We start from the raw sequence: 19,579 nt of genomic DNA on the forward strand, positions 1-19,579 counted from the left end.
TCAACCGCGCGTTTTTTGACATTGAACAGGTCTCGTCACCTCTCGGGAACCGCTATAGAATTCCGGCGGACCCGAAACCCGCAGGGGACTTGGAGGGAGTTGGCGGATGGATCGCGACGAGGAACTCCGGATCCTTGACCGCGCCCTGGAGCACCTTCGCGACAAGCGACTCCCGCTGACCGACTCGGACACCCGGGTCAGCGTCGACCGCTATCGGTCACCGGAGTGGTACCAGGCGGAACTCGACCGCATTTTCACCAAGTTGCCCTCGATGCTGGTGCACGGCTCCGAGATTCCGGCTCCCGGCACCTTCGCGACCCTGGAGCATTTCGGCAGGCCGTTGATCGTCAGCCGCGACCAGGACGGGGTGGCGCACGTCTTCCTCAACGCCTGCCGGCATCGCGGAGCGCGCCTGGAAAAGGACCCCTCCGGCGAGCGCAGACAGTTCATCTGCGGTTATCACGCCTGGCGTTACGATCTGGACGGCACCCTCGCCGCGATCCCCAGCCCGCACTGCTTCCCCGGCGTCGAGCGGGGAAAACGCAACCTGGTGGCGCTCCCGGCGGTGGAGGCGTACGGGTTCGTCTGGCTGATGCCCGAGGAGAATCCGGGCCGGTCCGACCTCGACGCGTTCCTGGGCGACTTCCTTCCCGACATCGCGGATCTCGATCTCTCCTCGTACGAGATCTACGGCGCCGAGAGCCAGGAGTGGGAGATCAATTGGAAGCTGGTCGTCGAAGGAACCCTGGAGGGTTACCACTTCCCCTTCCTTCATGCGAAGAGTGCCAACCCGCTCTTCGAGAACAGCACCTTCTTCTTCGATGCGTTCGGGCCCCATCTGCGTTCGATCCTGCCGAAGCGGTCGATAAACTTCATCACCAAGACCGAGCGCAGTGAACGACGTCTTCTGTCGGTGGCGAACGTGATCCACACGATCTTTCCCAACGAGACGGTGCTGCATCAGTCGGACCACTTCCTGTGGATTACCAGTCACCCGCTGAGCCCGACCCGTACGCTCGTGAAGCTGCGCCTCATCGTGCCCAAGGGATCGGTACGGGAAGGCAGCGTCGAGCAGTGGGAGGAAAACCGGCAGCTGACCTATCAGGTGCAGTACGAGGACCTCGAAATCTATCGCGAGATCCAGATCGGTCTGACGACCGGGGCCAACGACGAACACTGCTTTGGTACGCAGGAGTTCGCGCTCCAGAAGTACAACGAGGCGATCGAGGCGCACCTTTTCGGGGAGTGACTCGCGGCCGTCGCGAAGGCCCGGCTCACTTCGTCGGCAGTCGCCGCTTCGCCGCGTACAGCGCGCCCCCGGCCAGCAACCCCCAGAACGCGCCGCTGATCCCGAAGAACTGCACCCCCGACACCGTCACCACCAGCGTGACCACCGCCGCCTCGCGGTCGCCCGGGTCGGTCACCGCTCCCACCAGCGAGTTTCCCAGCGCGCCGAGCAGTGCCAGGCCCGCCACCGCCTCGATCAGGGTGGGCGGGGCCGCGCCGACGAACGCGACCGCCGCGCCTGCGCCCAGGCCGAGCAGGATGTAGGCGCCGCCGCCGATCGCCGCCGCCCGGTAGCGCTTGCGCGGGTCGGGGCCCGCGTTCTCGTCGGCGCACAGCGCGGCGGTGATCGCGGCGAGGTTGACCGCGTGGCCGCCGAACGGCGCCGAGGCCAGGCCGAACGCGCCGGTCCAGCCGAACAGCGGGCCCGGCTCGGGCTCGTAGCCGTTGACGTTCAGGACCGCGATGCCCGGGATGTTCTGCGACGCCATCGTCACCACGTACAGCGGCAGGGCGATGCCGATCACGGCCGCCGCCGTGAAGTCGGGGGTGACCAGGACCGGCTCGGGCCACAGCGGTCCGAGGTCGGCGGCGGAGATGTGGGTGGTCGCGGTGATCAGGACCACGGCGACGACGACCGCGGCCGGTACCGCGTACAGCTTCTTGAAGGTGCCGACGAGCGCCCAGACGGCGACGATCGCCAGGCCCACCGCCGGTTTCTCCTGGACCGCCTTGGCGGGGGCCAGGCACAGCGGCAGCAGGATTCCCGCGAGCATGGCGTTGGCCAGCGGTTTCGGGATGGCCGAGACCCAGCGGCCGAGCGGCTTCCACAGTCCGGTGACCACGATCAGCGCGGCGGTCACCAGGAACGCGCCGACGGCCGCGCCGAATCCGCCGTCGACCGAGGCCGAGCCGGCCAGCAGCGCCGCGCCCGGTGTCGACCAGGCGACGCTGATCGGCATCCGCAGCCGCAGGCTGAGGAAGATCGCGCAGGCGCCCATCGAGACGGAGAGGGCCATCAGGCCGGACGCCGCCTCGGCGCGGCTCGCGCCGACCCGTGTGAGGCCTTCGAGGACGATCGCGAACGAGCTGGAGAACCCCACGAACGCGGCGATCAGCCCGACCGTCCCGGCCCTGACCAGCTCGGACGCCAGGCCCGGGCCCCGCTGCGGAGCCGGCTTCGGGCCCGGTGGACCGCCGGCGCTCGCCGCCTCCGTCTCGGACGTGGTCACGGCAACTCCTCGTATCCGCTCTGTACGACGATGTCGCGCATGACCTCGCTCGCTCCGGCGGCGACGGTGGCGGCTTGGGCGTCATGCACGGTCTGGACGATCGGCGCGCCCTCGCGGAAGCCCTCGGAGCCGTGCAGATGGCGGCATTCCTCGGCGACGGTCCGGGCCACTTCGGTGGCCTTGAGCTTAGCCATCGAGCAGGCCGTGATCGACAGGGGGTCGCGGGCGTAGCTCCAGGCCGCGTGGTGGGCGAGCTGCCGGGCCGCCTCGACCTCGGTGAGCAGATCGGCCATCTTGTGGCGGACGGCCTGCTTGGCGCTGAGCGTCGACTCGAACATGACCCGGCTCTTCAGGTACTTCCAGGTGGTGTCCAGGCAGTTGGCCGCGTCGCCGACCGCCGAGATCCCCGCCGCCAGCCGCTCCAGCTGCATGTTCTTCATGATCTGTACGAAGCCGGAGTTGCGGCGGCCGATCACGTTCTCCTTGGGCACCCGCACCCCGCGCATGCTGATGTCGGCCATGCCCGAGGCCCGCCAGGCGATCGAGTCGTTGGGCAGTACGTGGACGCCCTCGGTGGCGCGGTCCACGACCAGCAGGGTCAGGTTGCCCTGCCGTGCTCCCAGTTCACCCGTGCGTACCGCTGTCACGAAGAAGTCCGCGAAGGCGCCGTTGACGATGAAGCGCTTCTCGGCGTCGACCACCAGATGGTCGCCGTCCTCGACGGCCGTCGCCTCCAGACGGGCGAGGTCCGAGCCCGCCTGCGGTTCGGTGATCGCGAGGGCGGCGATCAGACCGCCCGCCACGGCGGGGCGCAGATAGCGCTGTCGCAGCTCGGGCGAGCCGTTGGTGGCGAGGTAGCTGGTGCCCATGTAGGCGTGGAGCGCCACCGCGAACCGCACTCCCCCGAAGCCGGTCCGGCCCAGCTCCTCCAGGAAGACCACCGAGTGGAAGAAGTCGAGACCCGCACCGCCCACCGAGGTGGGGTGGTTGAGCCCGAGCAGCCCCTCGGCGGCGAAGGCCTGCCAGGCCGAGCGGGGCATCGCCCGCTGCCGCTCCCACTCCGCCGCGTACGGCACGACCTCCTTGCGGAAGAACGTACGGACTGCGGCTCGGAACTCCTCGTGTTCCGGGGTGAGATAGGGGGAAGGGCTGCTCAGCGGGTCCGTCATCGCACACCCTCCGTCCCCAGCCGCCCGCAGATCGCCGCGAGCACGGCCTCCTCCTCGTCGCGCAGGAAGAAGTGCCCGGCGGGAAAGGACCGGATCGCGAACTCCGCCGACGTGTGGTGCTTCCAGGCCACCATGTCCTCGTACGGGTCGATGTCGTCGTCATCTCCGCACAGCGCCAGGACCGGCGCCGCGATCCGCCCCGGTGACGGCTCCCAGGTCTCGGCGAGCCGCAGATCGGCCCGGAGCACCGGTTCCAACAGCTTCATCAGGGCGCGGCTGGCGAGGACTTCGGGCGGCACGCCGTTCATCTCGCGCAGCCGTCGGTGCAGCGTGGGCCCGTCCATGGTGTGCATGGGCGGGGTGCGCGGTGCCACGCCCGGCGCGCGGCACGCCGAGACGACCAGGAGCTCGGGCGGGCGGTGGCCGTCGGCGGTGAGCCGGTGGGTGAGTTCGTACGCGAGCCGGGCGCCCAGACTGTGGCCGAAGAAGGCGTACGGCCCGCGTTCGGTCTCCGGGGCCAGGGCCTCGGTCAGCGCCCCGAGCGCCTGCGGCCAGGAGTCGAAGGGCCGCTCCCGGAAGCGCTGTTCGCGCCCGGGCAGCCGGATGCCGGTCACCCCGACGCCCGGCGGCATCCGCTCCTGCCAGCCGCGGAAGACCTGGGTGCCGCCGCCCGCGTACGGGAAGCAGAACAGCCGGGTGGTGACCGCGGCGGCGCCGGAGAACCGGGCGAACGTGCTGTCCGTCGCGGTCCCGGGCGGCGCGGCGGCGCGGGGTGGGGGGCGCACGGCGGGCCTACGCCATCGCCTCGTCGACGGCCTTGGCCAGACTGCTCAGCCTGGCGTCCTCGTAGAGCGTCTCGGGCAGCAGCACGTCGACGGCGAAGCGCTCCTCTACCCGGGACAGGAACTTGATGGCGGTGAGCGAGTTGCCGCCGAGCTCGAAGAAGTCGTCGCCGACGGCCACTTCGGTGATGCCGAACAGACCGCGCCAGATCTCGGCGATCGCCTCCTCGGTCGCGGTCATCGGCGGCGTACCGAGCGCCGCCTGCGAGTCCTGGGAAGTCATGGTCTCTCCTCCGTCCGGTCAGTCCCGCGAGGCCACCGGCTGGGCGGCCGGGGTGGCGGGTGGTGGGGTGTGGCTGTCGTGCGCGGCGAGCAGCGCGCGGCCGTCGACCTTGCCGGTCGCCGTGAGCGGCAGCGCCTCGCACAGGTGGATGCGGGCCGGGACCAGATACGCGGGGAGCCGGGTCCGCAGGTAGTGGCGCAGGGAGGTGGGCGTGGCGGACTGGTCGTCCGTCACCACGAACGCGACCAGGGCCCGTTCGCCGCGTGCGGTGCTCACCGTCACATGGCTGCGCCGCACGGCGGGATGGTGGTCGAGGTGGTGGGCTACTTCGCCCAGCTCGATACGGAAGCCGTTGATCTTGACCTGATCGTCGTCGCGGCCCTGGAAGACGAGCGAGCCGTCGGGGAGCAGGGTTCCGTGGTCGCCGGTCCGGTAGAGCCGTTCGGTCACACCGTCGACCAGCCGCTCGACGAAGCGGTCGGCGGTGAGCTCCGGCATGCCCACATAGCCGGGCGAGAGTCCGTCGCCCGCCAGACAGATCTCACCGGTCCGGCCCGGCTCGCACAGGGTGTCGCCGTCGATCACATAGAGGCGGGTGTTCTGGAGGGGTTTCCCGATCGGCAGCAGCCCGGAGTCGGGGAGCAGCCGGTCGACGGGGTGGTAGGTGGCGAAGGTGGTGGCCTCGGTGGGGCCGTACACATGGACCAGACGGCCCGGTCCGTACCGCCGCAGCGCCGCCGCCACGTGCGGGATCGAGTGGAGCTCGCCGCCCATCAGGACGGTCCCGGTCCCGTCGACGGCCTCGGGCGCCTCGTCGACCACGGCGTTGAACAGCGCCGTGGTGAGGAAGACGACGGTGACGCGGTGTTCGTCGATGACCCGCCCGAGCCGGGAGAGCCTTACCAGGCCGTCCGGGTAGAGCACGCACGTACCGCCGTTGAGCAGCGCGCCCCAGATCTCGAAGGTCGCGGCGTCGAACGTGACCGGCGCGAGCTGGAGCAGCCGGCTGTCCGCGTCGAGCCGGGCGAAGCGGGCGCCGAGGACGAGCCGGGCGATGCTGCGGTGGCGGATGGCCACGCCCTTGGGGCGGCCCGTGGAGCCCGAGGTGAAGTTGATGTACGCGAGGGAGTCGCCGGTCGTCCCGACCACCGGGGCGGTTTCGGCTTCCTCCAACTTGCCCTCTACTGCGAGCACTTGGCACTGGGGCAGCCGTCGGGAGAGCTGTTCATGACGGTCGGTCAGCACCCATCGGCAGTCGGCGTCCGCGAACAGGCCGTGCAGGCGCTCGTCGGGCCAGCCCACGTCGAACGGCAGATACGCGCCCCCGCACTTCAGCACCGCGAGCAGCGCCACGATCAGCTCGGGCGAGCGCGTCAGACAGACCCCGACGGTCGCCCCGGGCGGGAATCCCTCGGCGAGCAGTCGGCGGGCGAGCCCGTTGGAGAGCCGGTCGAGCTCCCCGTAGGTGTACGCGCGCCCGCCCTGCACGACCGCGGGCGCGTCCGGGTCGCGGGCGACGCTCGCGGCGAAGAGCGCGGGCACCGAGCTGTCCCGTGGATAGTCGGATGCGGTCCGGTTGATCCGGCGGTGGAGGGCGAACGCCTCCTGGGTGCCGGTGAGTCGGGTCCCCGTTTGTCTTTCCAGCGCAGACACCCCTCGGGATGTGGCGACGTCGAAGTGGTCGTGGTCGTACGAGGTCAGCGGGCCGGCCGGAAGGGCGTGCCGTTGACGGTCCGGTCGACGAAGCGGTTGTGCTCGTACGCGTCCTCGCCGGAGACCAGCACGCAGCCGAACTTGTCGAGGCTGGCCTCGCCGCCGAACTCCTGGAGGGCGTCCGAGAACGGGTAGACCTGCACCTGGGTCGGCAGATAGCGGGCCGCGTACCCCAGGCGCATGTTGTCGGTGAGGCCCGCGTGCGGGTGCGAGGCGTGCATCAGGGTCGACCAGAAGACGATGAACTGGCCCTGCTTGAGGACCATCGACTTGGCCTTGGACTCGTCCGGGCTCCAGTTCGGGTCCTTCTGGAGCTGGCGGTAGTCGTAGCCGAAGAAGCCGCGCCGCACGCCGCCCTTCTCCACCTTGCCGATGGAGTCCGCGTCGTACGTCATGACCTTGGACTCGTCGTAGTTCATGGTCCGGTGCGAGCCGGGGATGAACTGGAGGCAGCCCATCTCCACGCTGGCGTCGGTGAACGCCGACCAGACGGTGATGGTGCCGCCGAACTCGGAGTCCTCGGGCCAGACGATCTGGGGGTGCTTGGATCCGGCCACGTTGGAGAAGTTGTCGGCCTGGTGCCAGTCGGTGCCCTCGTCGCCGGGGTACTTGGGGAAGAACTCGGTGCGCCAGCAGAGCACGTCGGGGCCGAGCAGGGAGGCGACCCGGTGCACGATCTCGGGGCGCGTGATGTGGTCGGCGAGGTAGTCGACGTCCAGGTGGCGGTCGTAGTTGGCGAGGTTGGTGACGCCGGAGACCGCCTTCTCCTGCCCGTAGATCGCGCGCTTGGTGTTGAGCAGCTTGGGGCGCAGGGCGCGGAGGTTCTTCTCCATCTCGGCGGGTTCGTACAGGTCGAACGGGCCGATGTAACCGTCCCGGTGGAACTGTTCGATCTCCCGTGCGCTCAGGGAGAAATCGGTGCTCGTGGTGCCGGCCAGGTCGTCCATGCATCACCTCTGTGTAAGCGACACTCCGCTACGGCAGCGGACGGGTAAATGCGTGCTGTTCCGGTCAACTCTCGCCACCAGAGGGCGAGTTGTGACCTGTTTAACACAGGACCGCCTTCGGACGCTTCCATTCCCTTCGGAGTTGCACAGGCGGACGCGCGCGGTGGACATCGCGCGGGTGGCGGGGTACGGGGGCCGCTGGGCCGTCGCGCGGAACGGATCGGACAGGAGCGGCGGCGCGGCCCGCCGGGACCGCGCACAATCGGCCGCGCGGGAGGGCTTCGGGCGTACCCTAGTAAAGGTGCCCAAAAGGGGCGAGGCGCGGACGCCCGGAGGCGGCGGGCGCTCGCGCTCCGCACACGGCCGGTTTTCCCCGGGCGCGCGACGGCCCCCGAGGGCGCGCGACTTGCGCCTTTCGGCCCTTGACGCGGCATCCCGGGGTAGAGAAGACTCCTGCTGATAATCCGCATCACTGACGATGCCCTCCGGGGCCCTTTCCGGGAGGACCCAGTGCGTCTGTCCCCACCCTTATCCACGCCGCTGCGGATCGCGGCCGCGACGCTCTGGCTCCCGGACCGGCGCGATACCACCGAGGCCGCGCTGGCGGCCGGCCGGGTCGACGAGGAGACGGCGGCCCGCCTCGGCTACCGCGAAGTCACCGTCAGCCACGACCACGCGGCGCCTCAGATGGCGGTCCTCGCCGCCACCGACGCGCTGGCGGCCGCCGGGTGGGACGGGTCGGGCCTCGGCATGGTGGCGCACGCCTGGACCTACCACCAGGGCCACGACTTCTGGTCGCCCGCCAACTACGTCGCCCACCACATCGGCGCCTCCACCGCCAACGCCGTGGGCGTGCAGCAGATGTGCAACGGCGGAGCCGCCGCACTCGAAGTCGCCGCCGCCCGCATGATCGCGGACCCGGGCGTGGCGCGCGCCGCGGTCACCACCGGCGACCGCTTCCTGCCGCCCGCCTTCGACCGCTGGCTCGGCGACTACGAGCTCGTCTACGGCGACGCCGGGACCGCCCTGCTCCTGGACCGCGCCCAGGGCCCGTACGAACTGCTCTCGGTGGCCACCGTGGCCCGTTCGGAGTACGAGACGATGCACCGCGGCGACGACGAGTTCAGCTCGATGCCGCGCACCCTGCCCCGGGTCGACGTGCGCCGCACCAAACGGGCGTTCGTCGCCTCCGGGGCCGAGCCCGGGTTCGACGCGACACTGATCGAGGCCGTGGTCGAGGTGGTGACCACCGCGCTCACCGAGGCGGGGCTCGCCCCCGACGACCCGCGGGTGCGGTTCCTGACGCTCCCCCGGCTCGGCGCCGGACCGCTGGAGGAGTTCTTCCAGCCCGCCGTCGACCTCCTCGGGCTGCGCCACGCCGAGGTCCTCAACCTGGGCGGCGGGACCGGGCACCTGGGCGCCGGGGACTCCGCCGCCAACCTGGCCACCCTGCACACCGAGAAGCGGCTCGCCGAGGGCGAGGTGGCGCTGCTGCTCAGTCTGGGCGGCGGGTTCAGCTGGTCCTGCGTCGCGGTGCGGGCGGTGGCCCGATGAGAGCACAGCCGGCGGGCGGGAAGCTCACCGACCGCGCGGTGGTGGCCGTCCTGTGCGCCGGGTTCTTCCTGCTCGACTTCGACCTCGTCGTCATCAACCCGCTCCTGGTCCCCGTCTCCAAGGACTTCGACGTCAGTCTGGGCACCACCGCCTTCGCCCTCACCGGCTATCTGGCGATGGTCGGCATCATGCAGCCGGTGCACGGCGCGATCTCGGACCGGGTGGGCCGGGTCCGGGTGCTGCGGACCGCGCTCCTCGGCCTCGGCGTCGCGGACCTGGCGGCGGCCCTGGCGCCCAACGCGGCCCTGCTGATCGCGGGCCGTGCGATCGCCGGCGGCTTCGCCGCCGCCCTTATCCCGGTGACCGTCGCCTATGTGGGCGACCACATCCCGATGGAGCGCCGCCAGCGCACGATGGCGGCGGTGATGTCCTCCAGCGCGGTCGGCGCCGCCTCCGCGACCGTCGTCGCGGGCGCGCTCACCGAACTGCTCAACTGGCGCTCACCGCTGCTCATCCCGGCCGTCGCGGCGCCGCTCCTTGCCCTGGTGTACGCCCGGCTGCCGGAGGCGCCGCGGGCGAAGGGCGCGGAGGGTCCGAGCGTACGGGAGCGGTTCGCCCAGGTGCTCGGGGACGGCTGGTTCCGGTTCTTCATCCCGTTCACCTTCGTCGAGGGCGCGGCGATGATGGGCCTGTTCAACTTCTTCAACGCGGCCCTCCAGAAGCACGGCAGCAGCGTCCTGATGTCGGGCCTGGTGACCAGCGCGTACGGGGTGGCGGCCATCGGGGGCAGTGTGGTGGTCCGGGCCGTCGACGCCCGGGCGACCGGCGCGGGCATGTTCGGCTGGGGCACGGGCCTGCTCTTCATCGGCTATCTCACGGCCGCGTTCACCCAGTCGATCGCGGGCATCCTGATCGCCAGCGCGCTGGCCGGACTCGCCCTCGCCGTCGGCCAGTCCGCGCTCCAGGCGTGGATCCTGGAGGCGGCGGCGCCCGAGGCGCGCGGCAGCGCCACCGCGCTCATCGCCTGCTCGGTCTTCACCGGCGCCGCCATCAGCACGGCCGCCGTCGGCCCGCTCGCGGGGCGCGGCGACTTCGGGCTGCTGTTCGGCATCGCGGCCGCCGCGACCGTACCGGTGGCGATCGTCGGCACCCTCGCACGGGCGCGCTTCGCCCGCTCCGACCGGGCCCAGCGGATGCCCGCCGGGCCGCCCGTGGACCAGGAAGCCCCGAACCCACTCAACTGAAGGAGAGACATCCATGGCGCTGTTCGCGGTGATAGCCAAGCGGGCCCCGGTGGGCATCAGCATCGAGGAGTTCCAGCAGAAGCTGGCCGAGGGCTTCCGGTACACCCAGGACCTGGAGGAGAAGGGGCTCATCAGGGACCGCTGGATCCTGGTCGGCGCCTCGGCGGGGCTCAACATCTACGACGTCGAGTCGCACGAGCAGCTGATGCAGCTGCTGTACCGCAGCCCCGCCGGACTGCACCTGGACTTCGAGGTGTATCCGCTGATCAGCCCGCCGAGCTACGATCCGACGGCCGAGGGTCCGGCCCACTGAAGAACGCCTGCTCGATCCGGCTCAGCGAGCGGAAGTCGTCGAGGTCGAGGGTCTCGACGTCGACGGGCCGCCCGCTGAGCCGCTCGATCAGCACGATGAACTCCAGGAAGCCCAGCGAGTCGATGAGCCGGCTCTCGATCAGGTCGTCGTCCGGGCCGATCGCGGCGGCCTCCGGGTGGCGCCTGCCGATCCAGGCGACGATCTCCGCCAGTTCGGCGGCCTGCGCCCTCACCGCTCGGCCCCGCCGGTCAGGGCCGCCCCGCCGAGCGCCGAGTCCGCCTCCACCACGGCCTTCGTCGCCGCCTCCCAGCTTCCGTGCCTGGCGTGGAGCACCGACAGCCAGCGCTCCAGGCCGAAGGCGACACAACTGGTGTGCACGGCCTGGCCGGTGGCGTCGAGGGTGATCCCGCACCGCTCGCCGAAGAAGTTGCGGTGGACGTTGAGCGAGGCGATCGCGAGGCCGTCGACGAGGAACTCGTGCTTGACCGGCGAGAGCCGCTGGAGCAGCGCCCGCTGCCCGCCCCGGTCGTAGAAGGGGTCGGTCGCCGCCTCCTTGCGCACGGCGAGGCCGAGCGCGTCCGCGAGGGCGGTGATCCGCTCCTCGAACCGGCGCAGGTGCTCCTGGGTGAACTCGTACGAGCCGAGCGCCACGATCTCGCGCATGTGGAAGCCGAGGAGGCGCCGCAGCCCGTCGTAGTGCTCCTCGCGGCGGAAGCAGCGCCCGAGGACGGTCACCGTCGTACCGTCGGGCAGGGCGCGGCCCTCGTGGTGGAGGTAGACGGCGAAGCACGCGGCCGAGGGAAGGCCGAAGAGCGCCGGTTCGAGGGCGCTCCCGGCGAACTCCTCGTACTGATTGCCTTCTTGATGGTGCGTCAGATCGAGCGTGCTCACCACGAGCGCCTGGTGCGGGAAGTTGTCGTACACGTCGAGGCGGGAGAGCGCGGCGACCGGCAGCAGCGGCGGCATGATCATGGGGGCCGCGCCGCCGGCGGTCCCCCAGCCCTCCAGGAGCGCGTCGAGCCGCTTCAGCAGGACGGTCGCGCCCGGCGAGAGGGTCTGCAGACCCGGGCCGTCCGCCGGGGCCGGTGTCATGAGACGACTTCGGCGGTGGCGCCGCCGAGCGCGAGGCGCAGCACGTCCTGGGCGCAGCCCCAGGAGAGGCCGACCGCGATGCCGCCGTGGCCGTAGTTGTGGATCACCCGTGCGGAGCCGAGCGGCTCCACTTCGAGGCGGGTCTGCGGCCGTGACGCCCGCAGGCCGACCTCGACGCCGGTGACGGCGGCCCCGGCGATCCGGGGCTCCACGCGGATGCAGCGCGCCAGGATCTCCTCCGTCTGGGCCGGGTCCGGCTCCATGCTCCACACCTCGCGCTCGGCGGTGCCGCCGCACACCAGTCGGCGCCCGTGCGGGAAGTAGCTCGTCGAGTTCGGACCGGGGTTCTGCTCGAAGAAGAACTCGTCGATCCCCGGGTTCTCCACGATCACGTGCTGGCCGCGGACCGGGAAGACCTTCGGGTCGTTGGCCAGGGCGCGCGCGCCCACCCCGGTGCAGTTGACGACGAGCGGCGCCTCGGCGGCCGCCGCCTCCAGGGAGTCCACCACGCCGACCTCGACGCTGCCCCCGGCGGCGGTGACCCGGGAGGCCAGGTACTCCAGGTACACGGGCATGTCCACGGTCGGCAGGTCGACCCGGAACGCCACCGGGAACCCGCCGCTCTCCTCCTCGCCGCAGGGCGCGTAGCCGGGCAGATGCGCGGCCCACTCGTGGCCGCCCGCGGCCTGCCGGTTGACCAGGCGGCCGCGGGTCAGCCGGACGCCGCTGTCCGGCTGCTTGGCCAGCGCGGTGAACTCGGCCAGGCTCGCCTGGTGCCAGGGCCGGGTGATCGCGGTCGGCGCGAACTTGGCCTCCGCCTCGGTCTCGTCGGCGATCGCCGGGCCGCCGATGATCGCCCCGGCCACGGCCGACGTGGTCTGCCGGGGCGCGCGCTCGGCGACGACCCGGACCGTGAAGCCGCGCTCGGCCAGGCACACCGCCGTGGTCAGTCCGGCCACACCGGCGCCGATGACCAGGGCTTCGTTGCGCTCTGTCATGGGACTGCACCTCTTCATGGGGAAGATGTCGTGGAAGATGTTCGAGCGAGCCGTACGGGGACGCCGCACGGGAAAGACGTTCCTCGGCGCCCGGGTGTGACACCCGTCGCCCTATTCGTGGGATATCGCGACGCAGGACCAGGTGAAGCCGTTGCCGGCGCTCAGGAACAGCGCCACCTCACCCGGCGCGAGCCGGTCGTCCGCCTGGAGGGTGGCGAGGTTGGCCACGGGGTCCCCGGCACCGAGGTGCCCGGTGTCGCGGCCCAGGTCGAGCAGTTCGGTGTGGGGCAGGGCGAGTTCGTGGACGGACGGCCCGTAGAACTGGCTGAGCGCGCCCGTGCTGAGGCGGGGCAGCACGAGGTAGCGCAGCCGGGGGTCGGCCGGGGTGAGCCCGGCGTCCGCGATGGCGTCGAGCACCACGCGCTGCACGGAGCGGCGCAGCACGGCGACGAACTTGGGCCAGCCGCCGCCCGCCCGGAAGGACAGCTTGGTGCGCCGGGCGCTGATCGTCCCGTACGCGCTGCGCGGCGCCGGGGTGAAGGCGTCGTCGCCCCGGTAGAGCACCTCGTACTCGGGGACGCTCACGGAGGCGATGGCGAGCAGCCGGCAGGGGCCCGCGTCGCGGTCGAGGAGGAGCGCGGTGGCCGCGTCCCCGTACGCCACGTCGATGTCGCCGGACCAGCGGTCGAAGCCAGGCTCCACGAAGCGGTCGGCGGTGGTCACCAGGCACCGGTTGACCGTGGGGTCGAGGGCGAGGCGGGCGGCGGCGACCTCCAGGGCGGCGACGCCTCCGTTGGAGGTCTGCTGCACCCCGATCGGGGTCGCGTGGCGGGCGCCGATGCCGTGGGCCACGTAGTGCGGGGCGGACCAGAAGTCGTGGCCCTGGTGGTAGATCCAGGAGTGGACGACCAGGCCGAGGTCGTCGCCGGACCAGCCGGCGTCGGCGAGCGCCTTCTGGGCCGCGAGCACGGCCATTTCGGGGGCCGCCCGGTCGGGGCTCTCGCTCAGTGCTCGGTAGCCGAGCCGGTCGGCGGTCTCCTGGTCGAGCCGCCCGGCCGCCACCGCCCGTGCGGTGCCCAGACGGCGGGACGGGAGCCAGAGCACGGCGGCGGCTATGCCCGGCGGTTCGGGTAACGGCGGACTCAGTCTCACGGGGCTGCCTCCTCGGACCGGCCCGTCGACTCGGGCCGTACCTCCCGACTGCCCACTATATTGTCAGTGTTATTGATTGTCAGGCGACTGTCTCTCGAATTGGCGCAGAACCGGCGCGTTTCAGGCGTTCCGCGCCGGGGCGGCGCGGGGTGTCGTTCACCATGTGCTGTCGTTCTGCTTGGTTGACGTGGTTCCCCAGTGTGAGGAGATACGTGGTGTCCCATCCGCCCGCCCCTCTAGGCGCCGACGCGGTCGTGCCGCTGTCGCCGATCGGCTATGTCGTGACGGAATTCGCCCGCCCCCAGGAGGCCCCGCCGCAGGCGACTCTGGCCTACGGGGACCAGGGCCGGGTCGTGGTCTACGAGCCGTACGCGGGAGGCCTCGACGGCATCGCCGAGGGCTGGTACGTATGGCTGCTGACCTGGCTGCACGACCAGACCGAGGAGGAGACCGCGCCCCTCCAGGTGGTGCCGCGCGGCTGGGAGAAGAGCGGGCGCACGACCGGCGTCTACGCCACCCGTACGCCCAACCGGCACAACCGCATCGGCCTGAGCCTGGTGCGCGTGCGCGAGGTGAAGGGCAATGTGCTCCACTTCGACGGCGTGGACCTGGTCAACGGCACGCCGGTGCTCGACATCAAGCCGTATTCGCCGACGTCCGACACCCCGCCCGAGTCGGACTAGGTCCTGGGACGGGGGGTCGGAGCGTCAGAACTCGTCGACGGTGTGCGGGAGTCGGGCGGTGCGCAGCGCCGCGCCCAGGGTCGCCGCCGCGCCCGGGGTGTGCTCGGTGATCAGCCCCGCCGCCGCCAGGTGGCGCGGGTCGGTGCCGCCGAGGTAGCAGGCGCCGAGGTCGCGCACGTCCAGGGCCAGGTCGGGCCGGGCGTCCGTCGGTTCGTACGAGGCGGTGTACGTGTCGTCGTCCGGTCCCGGCGCGACCGTGAGCCGGAAGCGGCCCGCATTGGCCGGTACGCGCTCGTCGCGCACCTCGACGACCAGGTCCGCCGGGGCCGCCCAGGAGCGCGCGGTGAGCGCGGCGCGCACATCGAGCAGGCGCAGCCACAGCGCCGGGAAGGTCTGGGTGACGCGGACCTGGTCGCGGTCGGCGGCGAAGTGGTGCAGCGGGTCGTCCGGGGCGCCGCCCCAGTACCGGACCCGCCCGGTCAGGTCGATCGCGGCCAGATACCGCCACAGCGCGGCCGCGCCCGCCGGGGTGTCGGCCTCCAGCTCGTCGACGCGGACCAGACCCGGCGTACCGGCGTCGTCGTCACCGCCCTTGGTGCGGTACACCGCGTACCCTCCGAGCGGCTCGTCCGGCGCGCCGAGCGCGACGATCCTCGGCGGGCTCAGCTCGTCGTCCTCCTCGTCCTTGTCGGCCAGCCACTCCTTGCGCCAGCGGACCGCGTCGCGGGCGATGCGGCCGGGCGTGCGGGCGCGGGTGGCGTCGTAGTACGGCCCGAGGAGCGCGGGGGCGTCCAGCGGGTCGACCAGCCGCAGCGGGCGCTCGTCCGGGGCGATGCGCAGGGCGAGCGGACGGCGGGAGTCGATCTCCACGGAGGAGCCGTGGGTGGCCGAACCGAAGCCGAAGCGGCCGTAGATGGCGGCCTCGGAGGCCCAGAGCGCGGCGACCGGCCGCCCCTCGCCGGCGGCGCGGCGGAAGAGCTCGGCCATCATGCCGGTGAGGACGCCGCGGCGGCGGTGGGTGGGGGCCACGGACACGAACGTGAGCCCGGGGCAGGGGAGTTCACCGCCGGGGACGGAGATCGTGAACCGGAAGGCGGCGAGGAAACCGACGAGGACGTCACCGTCGTAGGCACCCACCCGGTCGCAGTCGAGGAGTGCCTCGCGGTGGTACTTGCGGATCTCCTCGTCCTCGGGGCGTTCGTGGAAGACGAGGTATCCGAGTTCGAGGGCGCGGTCGACATGGGCTTCGGGAACATCGCGGAAGCGCAGCTGATCCATTCCTCGACACTAACCCGGCCGAATCGGACAGTCATCCGAATTTCGGGGCGGACGGCTCAGCCGGGTGAACCGGCCGCCACCTTGCCGCGGTCGGCGGCCCCGCGTCCCGCGAGCGGCACGGTGACGGTTCCGGCCGCCAGGAACAGGGTGCCGAGCAGCAGCCAGCCCGGCGCTCCCCCGTGCGTCACCAGGGCCGCGACCAGGAGCGGGCCGCCCGCCCTCGCCAGGTCGGAGCCGAGGCTCCAGGCGCCCAGGAACTCGCCCTGGCGGTGCGGGTCGGCGAGGCCGTAGGAGATGCCCCAGCCGCTCGCCGAGGAGAGCAGCTCACCCGCCGTCAGCAGGGCCACGCCGACCGCGAGCACCAGCACGGCGGGCACCGGCGGGAGCGCGGCCGTGGCGGCCGTCACCGCGCAGGCGGCGAGCAGCGCCCATCCGGCGCGCCGGCCCGCGACCGCCGCCCCCGAGACGGTGTCGCTGCCGCGCGCGGCCCGTACCTGGAGCAGGATCGCCAGCGCGGTGTTGAGCAGCATCAGCACCGCGACCGTCCAGGTGGGCGCCTGCGTACGGGACGAGATCCACAGCGGGAGGCCCAGGTTGAGGACGTCGGCGTTGATGTAGAGCAGCCCGGAGAGCGCGGCGAGGGCGAGGAAACGGCGGTCGCGCAGGGCGCCGAGGCGGTTGACGGGTTGGGTGGCTGCCACCGGTGCCGCCAGCGGGCGGTCGTCCGGCATCCGGATCACGATGGCGGCGACGATCGCGTACGAGACGCAGTTGCCCAGGACGAGGGCCGCGTATCCGGTACGGGAGTCGGCGGCCAGGGCGGCGCCCGCGCCCAGACTGCCCAGCGAGAAACCGATGTTGAGCATCACGCGGGTGTACGCGCTGGCCGCGACCAGCGCCGAGTCGTCCGCGACGCGGGCGAGGTAGGCGCCGCGGACCGGCCGGGACGCGCTCTCGGCCAGGGCGATGGCGCAGACGACGGCGAGGAAGGCGGCGAAGCCGTCGACGAGCAGATATCCGGCGAAGGCGACGGCCCGTACGAGCACGGTGGCCAGATAGACCCGGCGGTGGCCGAACCGGTCGCCGAGCCGCCCGGCCGGGACGGCGACGGCGGGTCCGAGGAGGGCGGCGATCGTCAGGCCGAGGCCGACCTGGGTGGCGCCGAGCCCGACGACCCGGGTGAAGAAGAGGGCGGCGCCGGTGTGGAAGAGGCCGTTGCCGATCCAGTCGACGAGGGTGGTGAGGGCGTACGCGCGCATGGGGCCGCGGGGTGGCAGCAGGGCTGCCACCCCGGAGGAGGTGGAGGACATGTCCCCAGCCAACGGCCTTCCGCCGCGCACCGACAGACATTTAGGCTGGGGCTCAATGCTCAGCTACCGACTCGGCGTCGACGACCTCGCCGACATGCGCTTCGCCTGCTCGCCGCTCCTGGAGACCGCGACCAGCCTGTGGGCGCTGCAGCGCGCCGACAAGTACGCGCTGCACCTGCCGTGGGTGCGGCGGGCCCGGGCGGCGCTGGAGGCCGCGTCCGGGCTCGACAAGGGGTTGCTCGGGGAGCTGACGGTGCGCGGCAGCGGCTGGATCCCGGACTTCATCACGCCGCGGCCCGACTCGCCGCTGCCGGAGGTGGGGGACGAGCTGCGGCGGGTGCGGGCGACGTCGCCGTCGAAGGCGCTGTCGGACGTACGGGCGGCGTACGCGGGCCGCGCCCTGCCGCCGCGGCTGGCCGAACTGACCGCGGATCCACGTGGGTTGCGGGACGCGATGGCGGATGTGCTGGAGGCCTACTGGGAGCTGGCGATAGCGCCGCACTGGCCGCGGATGCGGGCCGTCCTGGAGGCGGACATGGTGTGGCGGGCGCGGCTGCTGGCCCGCGAAGGGGCGGCGGCGCTGCTCACGTCGCTGGATCCGACGGCGGTGTGGCGGGGCGGGGAGCTGACGCTGTTCGTCCACCGCGATCTGCATCTGGGGGCGTCGGTGGACGGGCGGGGGTTCTGGCTGGTGCCGACGCTGTTCGCGCAGCACACGATCAGTCCGGTGGGGCCTGAGGAACCGCCCACCATCGCGTATCCGGCGCGGGGGGTGGGGACGCTGTGGGAGGCGCGGCCGCCTCGCCCGCCCGGTGCGCTGGCGTCGCTGGTGGGTGCGCCCAAGGCGACGCTGCTCCTGTCCCTCGACGGCCCGGCGTCGACGACGGAGCTGGCCCGCCGGCTGTCCGTCACGCCGAGCGCGGTCTCGCATCACCTGTCCGTGCTGCACCGGACGGGGCTGGTGAGTCGGGCTCGGGCGGGGAGGGTGGTGCTGTATGCGCGGACGGGGGTGGGCGACGCGCTCGCGTCCCCGGAGGCTTCGAGCCCCTCCCCGCCCCTTCCCTAAACCCTCCGGGGGTGGGTGGGGGCTGAGGACGGTTTCCCGGGGGCTACGCCCCCGGACCCCGTTGCGGGGCCTGCGGCCCCTGCACCCCGCTGCGTTCGACTGCCGGCCGACTGTGGCTGGTCGCGCAGTTCCCCGCGCCCCTAGCCACCTAGGGGCGCGGGGAACTGCGCGAGCAACCCCCACCGCCCGCAGACGAACGGGGTCCAGGGGCGCAGCCCCTCCGGCCGCCCGCCTGAGGGCTTTCGGGAAGGGGCGGGGCGGGGAAAACTACGCCACCGAACCTATCCGCCCCACCGGCTCCTCCGGCCCGTCATGGTGGATCGGGGTGTGGGCTCCCGTCAGGGACACACCCGTCCCACCCCGCCGATTCGCCACGATCTCCGCCGCGATCGACAGCGCCGTCTCCTCCGGCGTACGCGCGCCGAGGTCGAGGCCGATCGGCGAGCGCAGGCGGGCCAGCTCCAGCTCCGTGACGCCGACCTCGCGCAGGCGCGCGTTGCGGTCCTCGTGCGTACGCCGCGAACCCATCGCGCCGACGTACGCGACCGGCAGCCGCAGCGCCAGTTCGAGGAGCGGCACGTCGAACTTGGCGTCGTGGGTCAGGACGCACAGCACCGTACGGGAGTCGACCTCGGTCGACTCCAGGTACCGGTGCGGCCACTCCACCACGATCTCGTCCGCGTCCGGGAACCGCGTCGCCGTGGCGAACACGGGGCGCGCGTCGCACACCGTGACGCGGTAGCCGAGGAACTTCCCCACCCGCACCAGCGCCGACGCGAAGTCGATCGCGCCGAAGACGATCATCCGCGGCGGCGGGACGCTCGACTCGACCAGGACCGTGAGCGGCTGCCCGCACAGCCGGCCGTCGGCGCCGAGCGTCAGCGTGCCGGTGCGGCCCGCGTCCAGCATGGCCGCCGCCTCGCCCGCGACCGTACGGTCCAGCTCGGGGTGGCCGCCCAGCGCGCCCTCGTACGTACCGTCGGGGTGGACCAGGAGCGGGCGGGCGACCAGGTCGGCGGGGCCCTCGGTGATCCGGGCGATCGCCGCCGCCTCGCCGCGCGCCGCCGCGGCCAGGGCCGAGGCGAACACCGCCCGGGTCGGCGAGTCCGCGGGCACCGGGGTCACCAGGATGTCGATGACGCCGCCGCACGTCAGGCCGACCGCGAACGCGTCCTCGTCGCTGTAGCCGAAGCGTTCGAGGACGGGTTCGCCATCCGCCAGTGCCTGCTGGCACAGGTCGTAGACCGCGCCCTCCACACATCCGCCGGAGACCGAGCCGATCGCCGTGCCGTCGGAGTCCACCGCCAGGGCGGCGCCGGGCTGGCGCGGGGCGCTGCCGCCGACGGCCACCACGGTGGCGACGGCGAAGGTGCGGCCCTGCTCGACCCACCGGTTGAGCTCTTCGGCGATGTCCAGCATGTTCGGTCTCCTTAACGGATGGATGGGTGGAGGGCGTCCGGTCGTACGCCCTGATCGTCG

Annotated in this window: 19 protein-coding genes; 6 read left to right on the top strand and 13 right to left on the bottom strand. The window is 72.2% G+C overall.

The features are described from left to right. Positions 1-106: 106 nt before the first annotated feature. Positions 107-1,249, top strand: a complete 1,143-nt coding sequence (locus QIY60_RS02130; RefSeq protein ID WP_283140837.1) for an SRPBCC family protein — start codon at positions 107-109, stop codon at positions 1,247-1,249. 25 nt (positions 1,250-1,274) lie between these two features. On the opposite strand, the gene QIY60_RS02135 is transcribed toward QIY60_RS02130, so the two are convergent. The 6 genes from QIY60_RS02135 to QIY60_RS02160 are packed head-to-tail and all read right to left on the bottom strand — an operon-like array spanning position 1,275 to position 7,410. Next, entirely contained in the window at positions 1,275-2,516 is a 1,242-nt protein-coding gene (locus QIY60_RS02135) for a benzoate/H(+) symporter BenE family transporter (RefSeq protein WP_283140838.1), read from the bottom strand. Beyond that, positions 2,513-3,685 carry an acyl-CoA dehydrogenase family protein gene (locus QIY60_RS02140; protein ID WP_283140839.1) on the bottom strand — a complete coding sequence of 391 codons (1,173 nt, stop codon included), beginning with the start codon at positions 3,683-3,685 and terminating at the stop codon, positions 2,513-2,515. Before QIY60_RS02140 ends, QIY60_RS02135 begins: the two co-directional genes overlap by 4 nt. Further along, entirely contained in the window at positions 3,682-4,470 is a 789-nt protein-coding gene (locus QIY60_RS02145) for an alpha/beta fold hydrolase (RefSeq protein WP_283140840.1), read from the bottom strand. The genes QIY60_RS02140 and QIY60_RS02145 overlap by 4 nt, the downstream gene beginning before the upstream one ends. A gap of 7 nt (positions 4,471-4,477) precedes the next feature. After that, positions 4,478-4,750: a phosphopantetheine-binding protein gene (locus QIY60_RS02150; protein ID WP_190093353.1), complete on the bottom strand. Its 273-nt coding sequence runs from the start codon at positions 4,748-4,750 to the stop codon at positions 4,478-4,480. A gap of 18 nt (positions 4,751-4,768) precedes the next feature. Continuing rightward, positions 4,769-6,403 (bottom strand): amino acid adenylation domain-containing protein, encoded by a 1,635-nt coding sequence (locus tag QIY60_RS02155; RefSeq protein WP_283140841.1) that lies wholly within the window; start codon positions 6,401-6,403, stop codon positions 4,769-4,771. A gap of 44 nt (positions 6,404-6,447) precedes the next feature. Further along, positions 6,448-7,410: a chlorinating enzyme gene (locus QIY60_RS02160; RefSeq protein ID WP_283140842.1), complete on the bottom strand. Its 963-nt coding sequence runs from the start codon at positions 7,408-7,410 to the stop codon at positions 6,448-6,450. A 510-nt stretch (positions 7,411-7,920) separates the two neighbouring features. Between QIY60_RS02160 and QIY60_RS02165 the strand changes: the two genes are divergently transcribed. Genes QIY60_RS02165 through QIY60_RS02175 form a run of 3 tightly spaced genes read left to right on the top strand, consistent with a single transcriptional unit; the run spans position 7,921 to position 10,521 of the window. Continuing rightward, the gene (locus tag QIY60_RS02165; protein ID WP_283140843.1) at positions 7,921-8,964 is read left to right on the top strand and encodes a 3-oxoacyl-[acyl-carrier-protein] synthase III C-terminal domain-containing protein; all 1,044 of its coding nucleotides are present in this window, start codon (positions 7,921-7,923) and stop codon (positions 8,962-8,964) included. Next, on the top strand, positions 8,961-10,208 hold the full coding sequence (locus QIY60_RS02170; RefSeq protein WP_283140844.1) for an MFS transporter: 1,248 nt from the start codon (positions 8,961-8,963) through the stop codon (positions 10,206-10,208). The genes QIY60_RS02165 and QIY60_RS02170 overlap by 4 nt, the downstream gene beginning before the upstream one ends. Before the next feature lie 13 nt (positions 10,209-10,221). Further along, positions 10,222-10,521, top strand: a complete 300-nt coding sequence (locus tag QIY60_RS02175) for a muconolactone Delta-isomerase family protein (protein WP_283140845.1) — start codon at positions 10,222-10,224, stop codon at positions 10,519-10,521. On the opposite strand, the gene QIY60_RS02180 is transcribed toward QIY60_RS02175, so the two are convergent. The 4 genes from QIY60_RS02180 to QIY60_RS02195 all read right to left on the bottom strand — a co-directional run bounded on the left by QIY60_RS02180 (position 10,475) and on the right by QIY60_RS02195 (position 13,763). Continuing rightward, on the bottom strand, positions 10,475-10,753 hold the full coding sequence (locus QIY60_RS02180; protein ID WP_283140846.1) for a phosphopantetheine-binding protein: 279 nt from the start codon (positions 10,751-10,753) through the stop codon (positions 10,475-10,477). The genes QIY60_RS02175 and QIY60_RS02180 overlap by 47 nt on opposite strands. Then, on the bottom strand, positions 10,750-11,613 hold the full coding sequence (locus tag QIY60_RS02185) for a hypothetical protein (RefSeq protein ID WP_283140847.1): 864 nt from the start codon (positions 11,611-11,613) through the stop codon (positions 10,750-10,752). Before QIY60_RS02185 ends, QIY60_RS02180 begins: the two co-directional genes overlap by 4 nt. Beyond that, positions 11,610-12,611 (bottom strand): FAD-dependent oxidoreductase, encoded by a 1,002-nt coding sequence (locus QIY60_RS02190; protein WP_283140848.1) that lies wholly within the window; start codon positions 12,609-12,611, stop codon positions 11,610-11,612. Before QIY60_RS02190 ends, QIY60_RS02185 begins: the two co-directional genes overlap by 4 nt. Positions 12,612-12,722: 111 nt before the next feature. Beyond that, entirely contained in the window at positions 12,723-13,763 is a 1,041-nt protein-coding gene (locus tag QIY60_RS02195; RefSeq protein WP_283140849.1) for a ketoacyl-ACP synthase III family protein, read from the bottom strand. Positions 13,764-13,978: 215 nt separating this feature from the next. Here QIY60_RS02195 and tsaA point away from each other — a divergent pair, with 215 nt between their 5' ends. Then, on the top strand, positions 13,979-14,446 hold the full coding sequence (gene tsaA / locus QIY60_RS02200; RefSeq protein ID WP_283140850.1) for a tRNA (N6-threonylcarbamoyladenosine(37)-N6)-methyltransferase TrmO: 468 nt from the start codon (positions 13,979-13,981) through the stop codon (positions 14,444-14,446). A gap of 24 nt (positions 14,447-14,470) precedes the next feature. Here the strand turns inward: tsaA and QIY60_RS02205 are convergent, their stop codons facing one another. Together QIY60_RS02205 and QIY60_RS02210 are read right to left on the bottom strand one after the other, a co-directional pair. Beyond that, positions 14,471-15,724, bottom strand: coding sequence for a GNAT family N-acetyltransferase (locus tag QIY60_RS02205; RefSeq protein WP_283140851.1), 1,254 nt, complete (start codon positions 15,722-15,724; stop codon positions 14,471-14,473). A gap of 56 nt (positions 15,725-15,780) precedes the next feature. Next, entirely contained in the window at positions 15,781-17,034 is a 1,254-nt protein-coding gene (locus tag QIY60_RS02210; RefSeq protein ID WP_283140852.1) for an MFS transporter, read from the bottom strand. A 55-nt stretch (positions 17,035-17,089) separates the two neighbouring features. On the opposite strand from QIY60_RS02210, the gene QIY60_RS02215 reads away from it, so the two are divergent. Next, entirely contained in the window at positions 17,090-18,100 is a 1,011-nt protein-coding gene (locus tag QIY60_RS02215) for a DUF5937 family protein (protein ID WP_283140853.1), read from the top strand. 267 nt (positions 18,101-18,367) lie between these two features. Here QIY60_RS02215 and QIY60_RS02220 read toward each other — a convergent pair whose 3' ends face one another. Then, positions 18,368-19,519, bottom strand: coding sequence for an XdhC/CoxI family protein (locus tag QIY60_RS02220; RefSeq protein WP_283140854.1), 1,152 nt, complete (start codon positions 19,517-19,519; stop codon positions 18,368-18,370). Positions 19,520-19,579 lie beyond the last annotated feature (60 nt).

This window comes from Streptomyces sp. BPTC-684, assembly GCF_030028635.1.
Classification (GTDB): Bacteria; Actinomycetota; Actinomycetes; order Streptomycetales; family Streptomycetaceae; genus Streptomyces; species Streptomyces noboritoensis.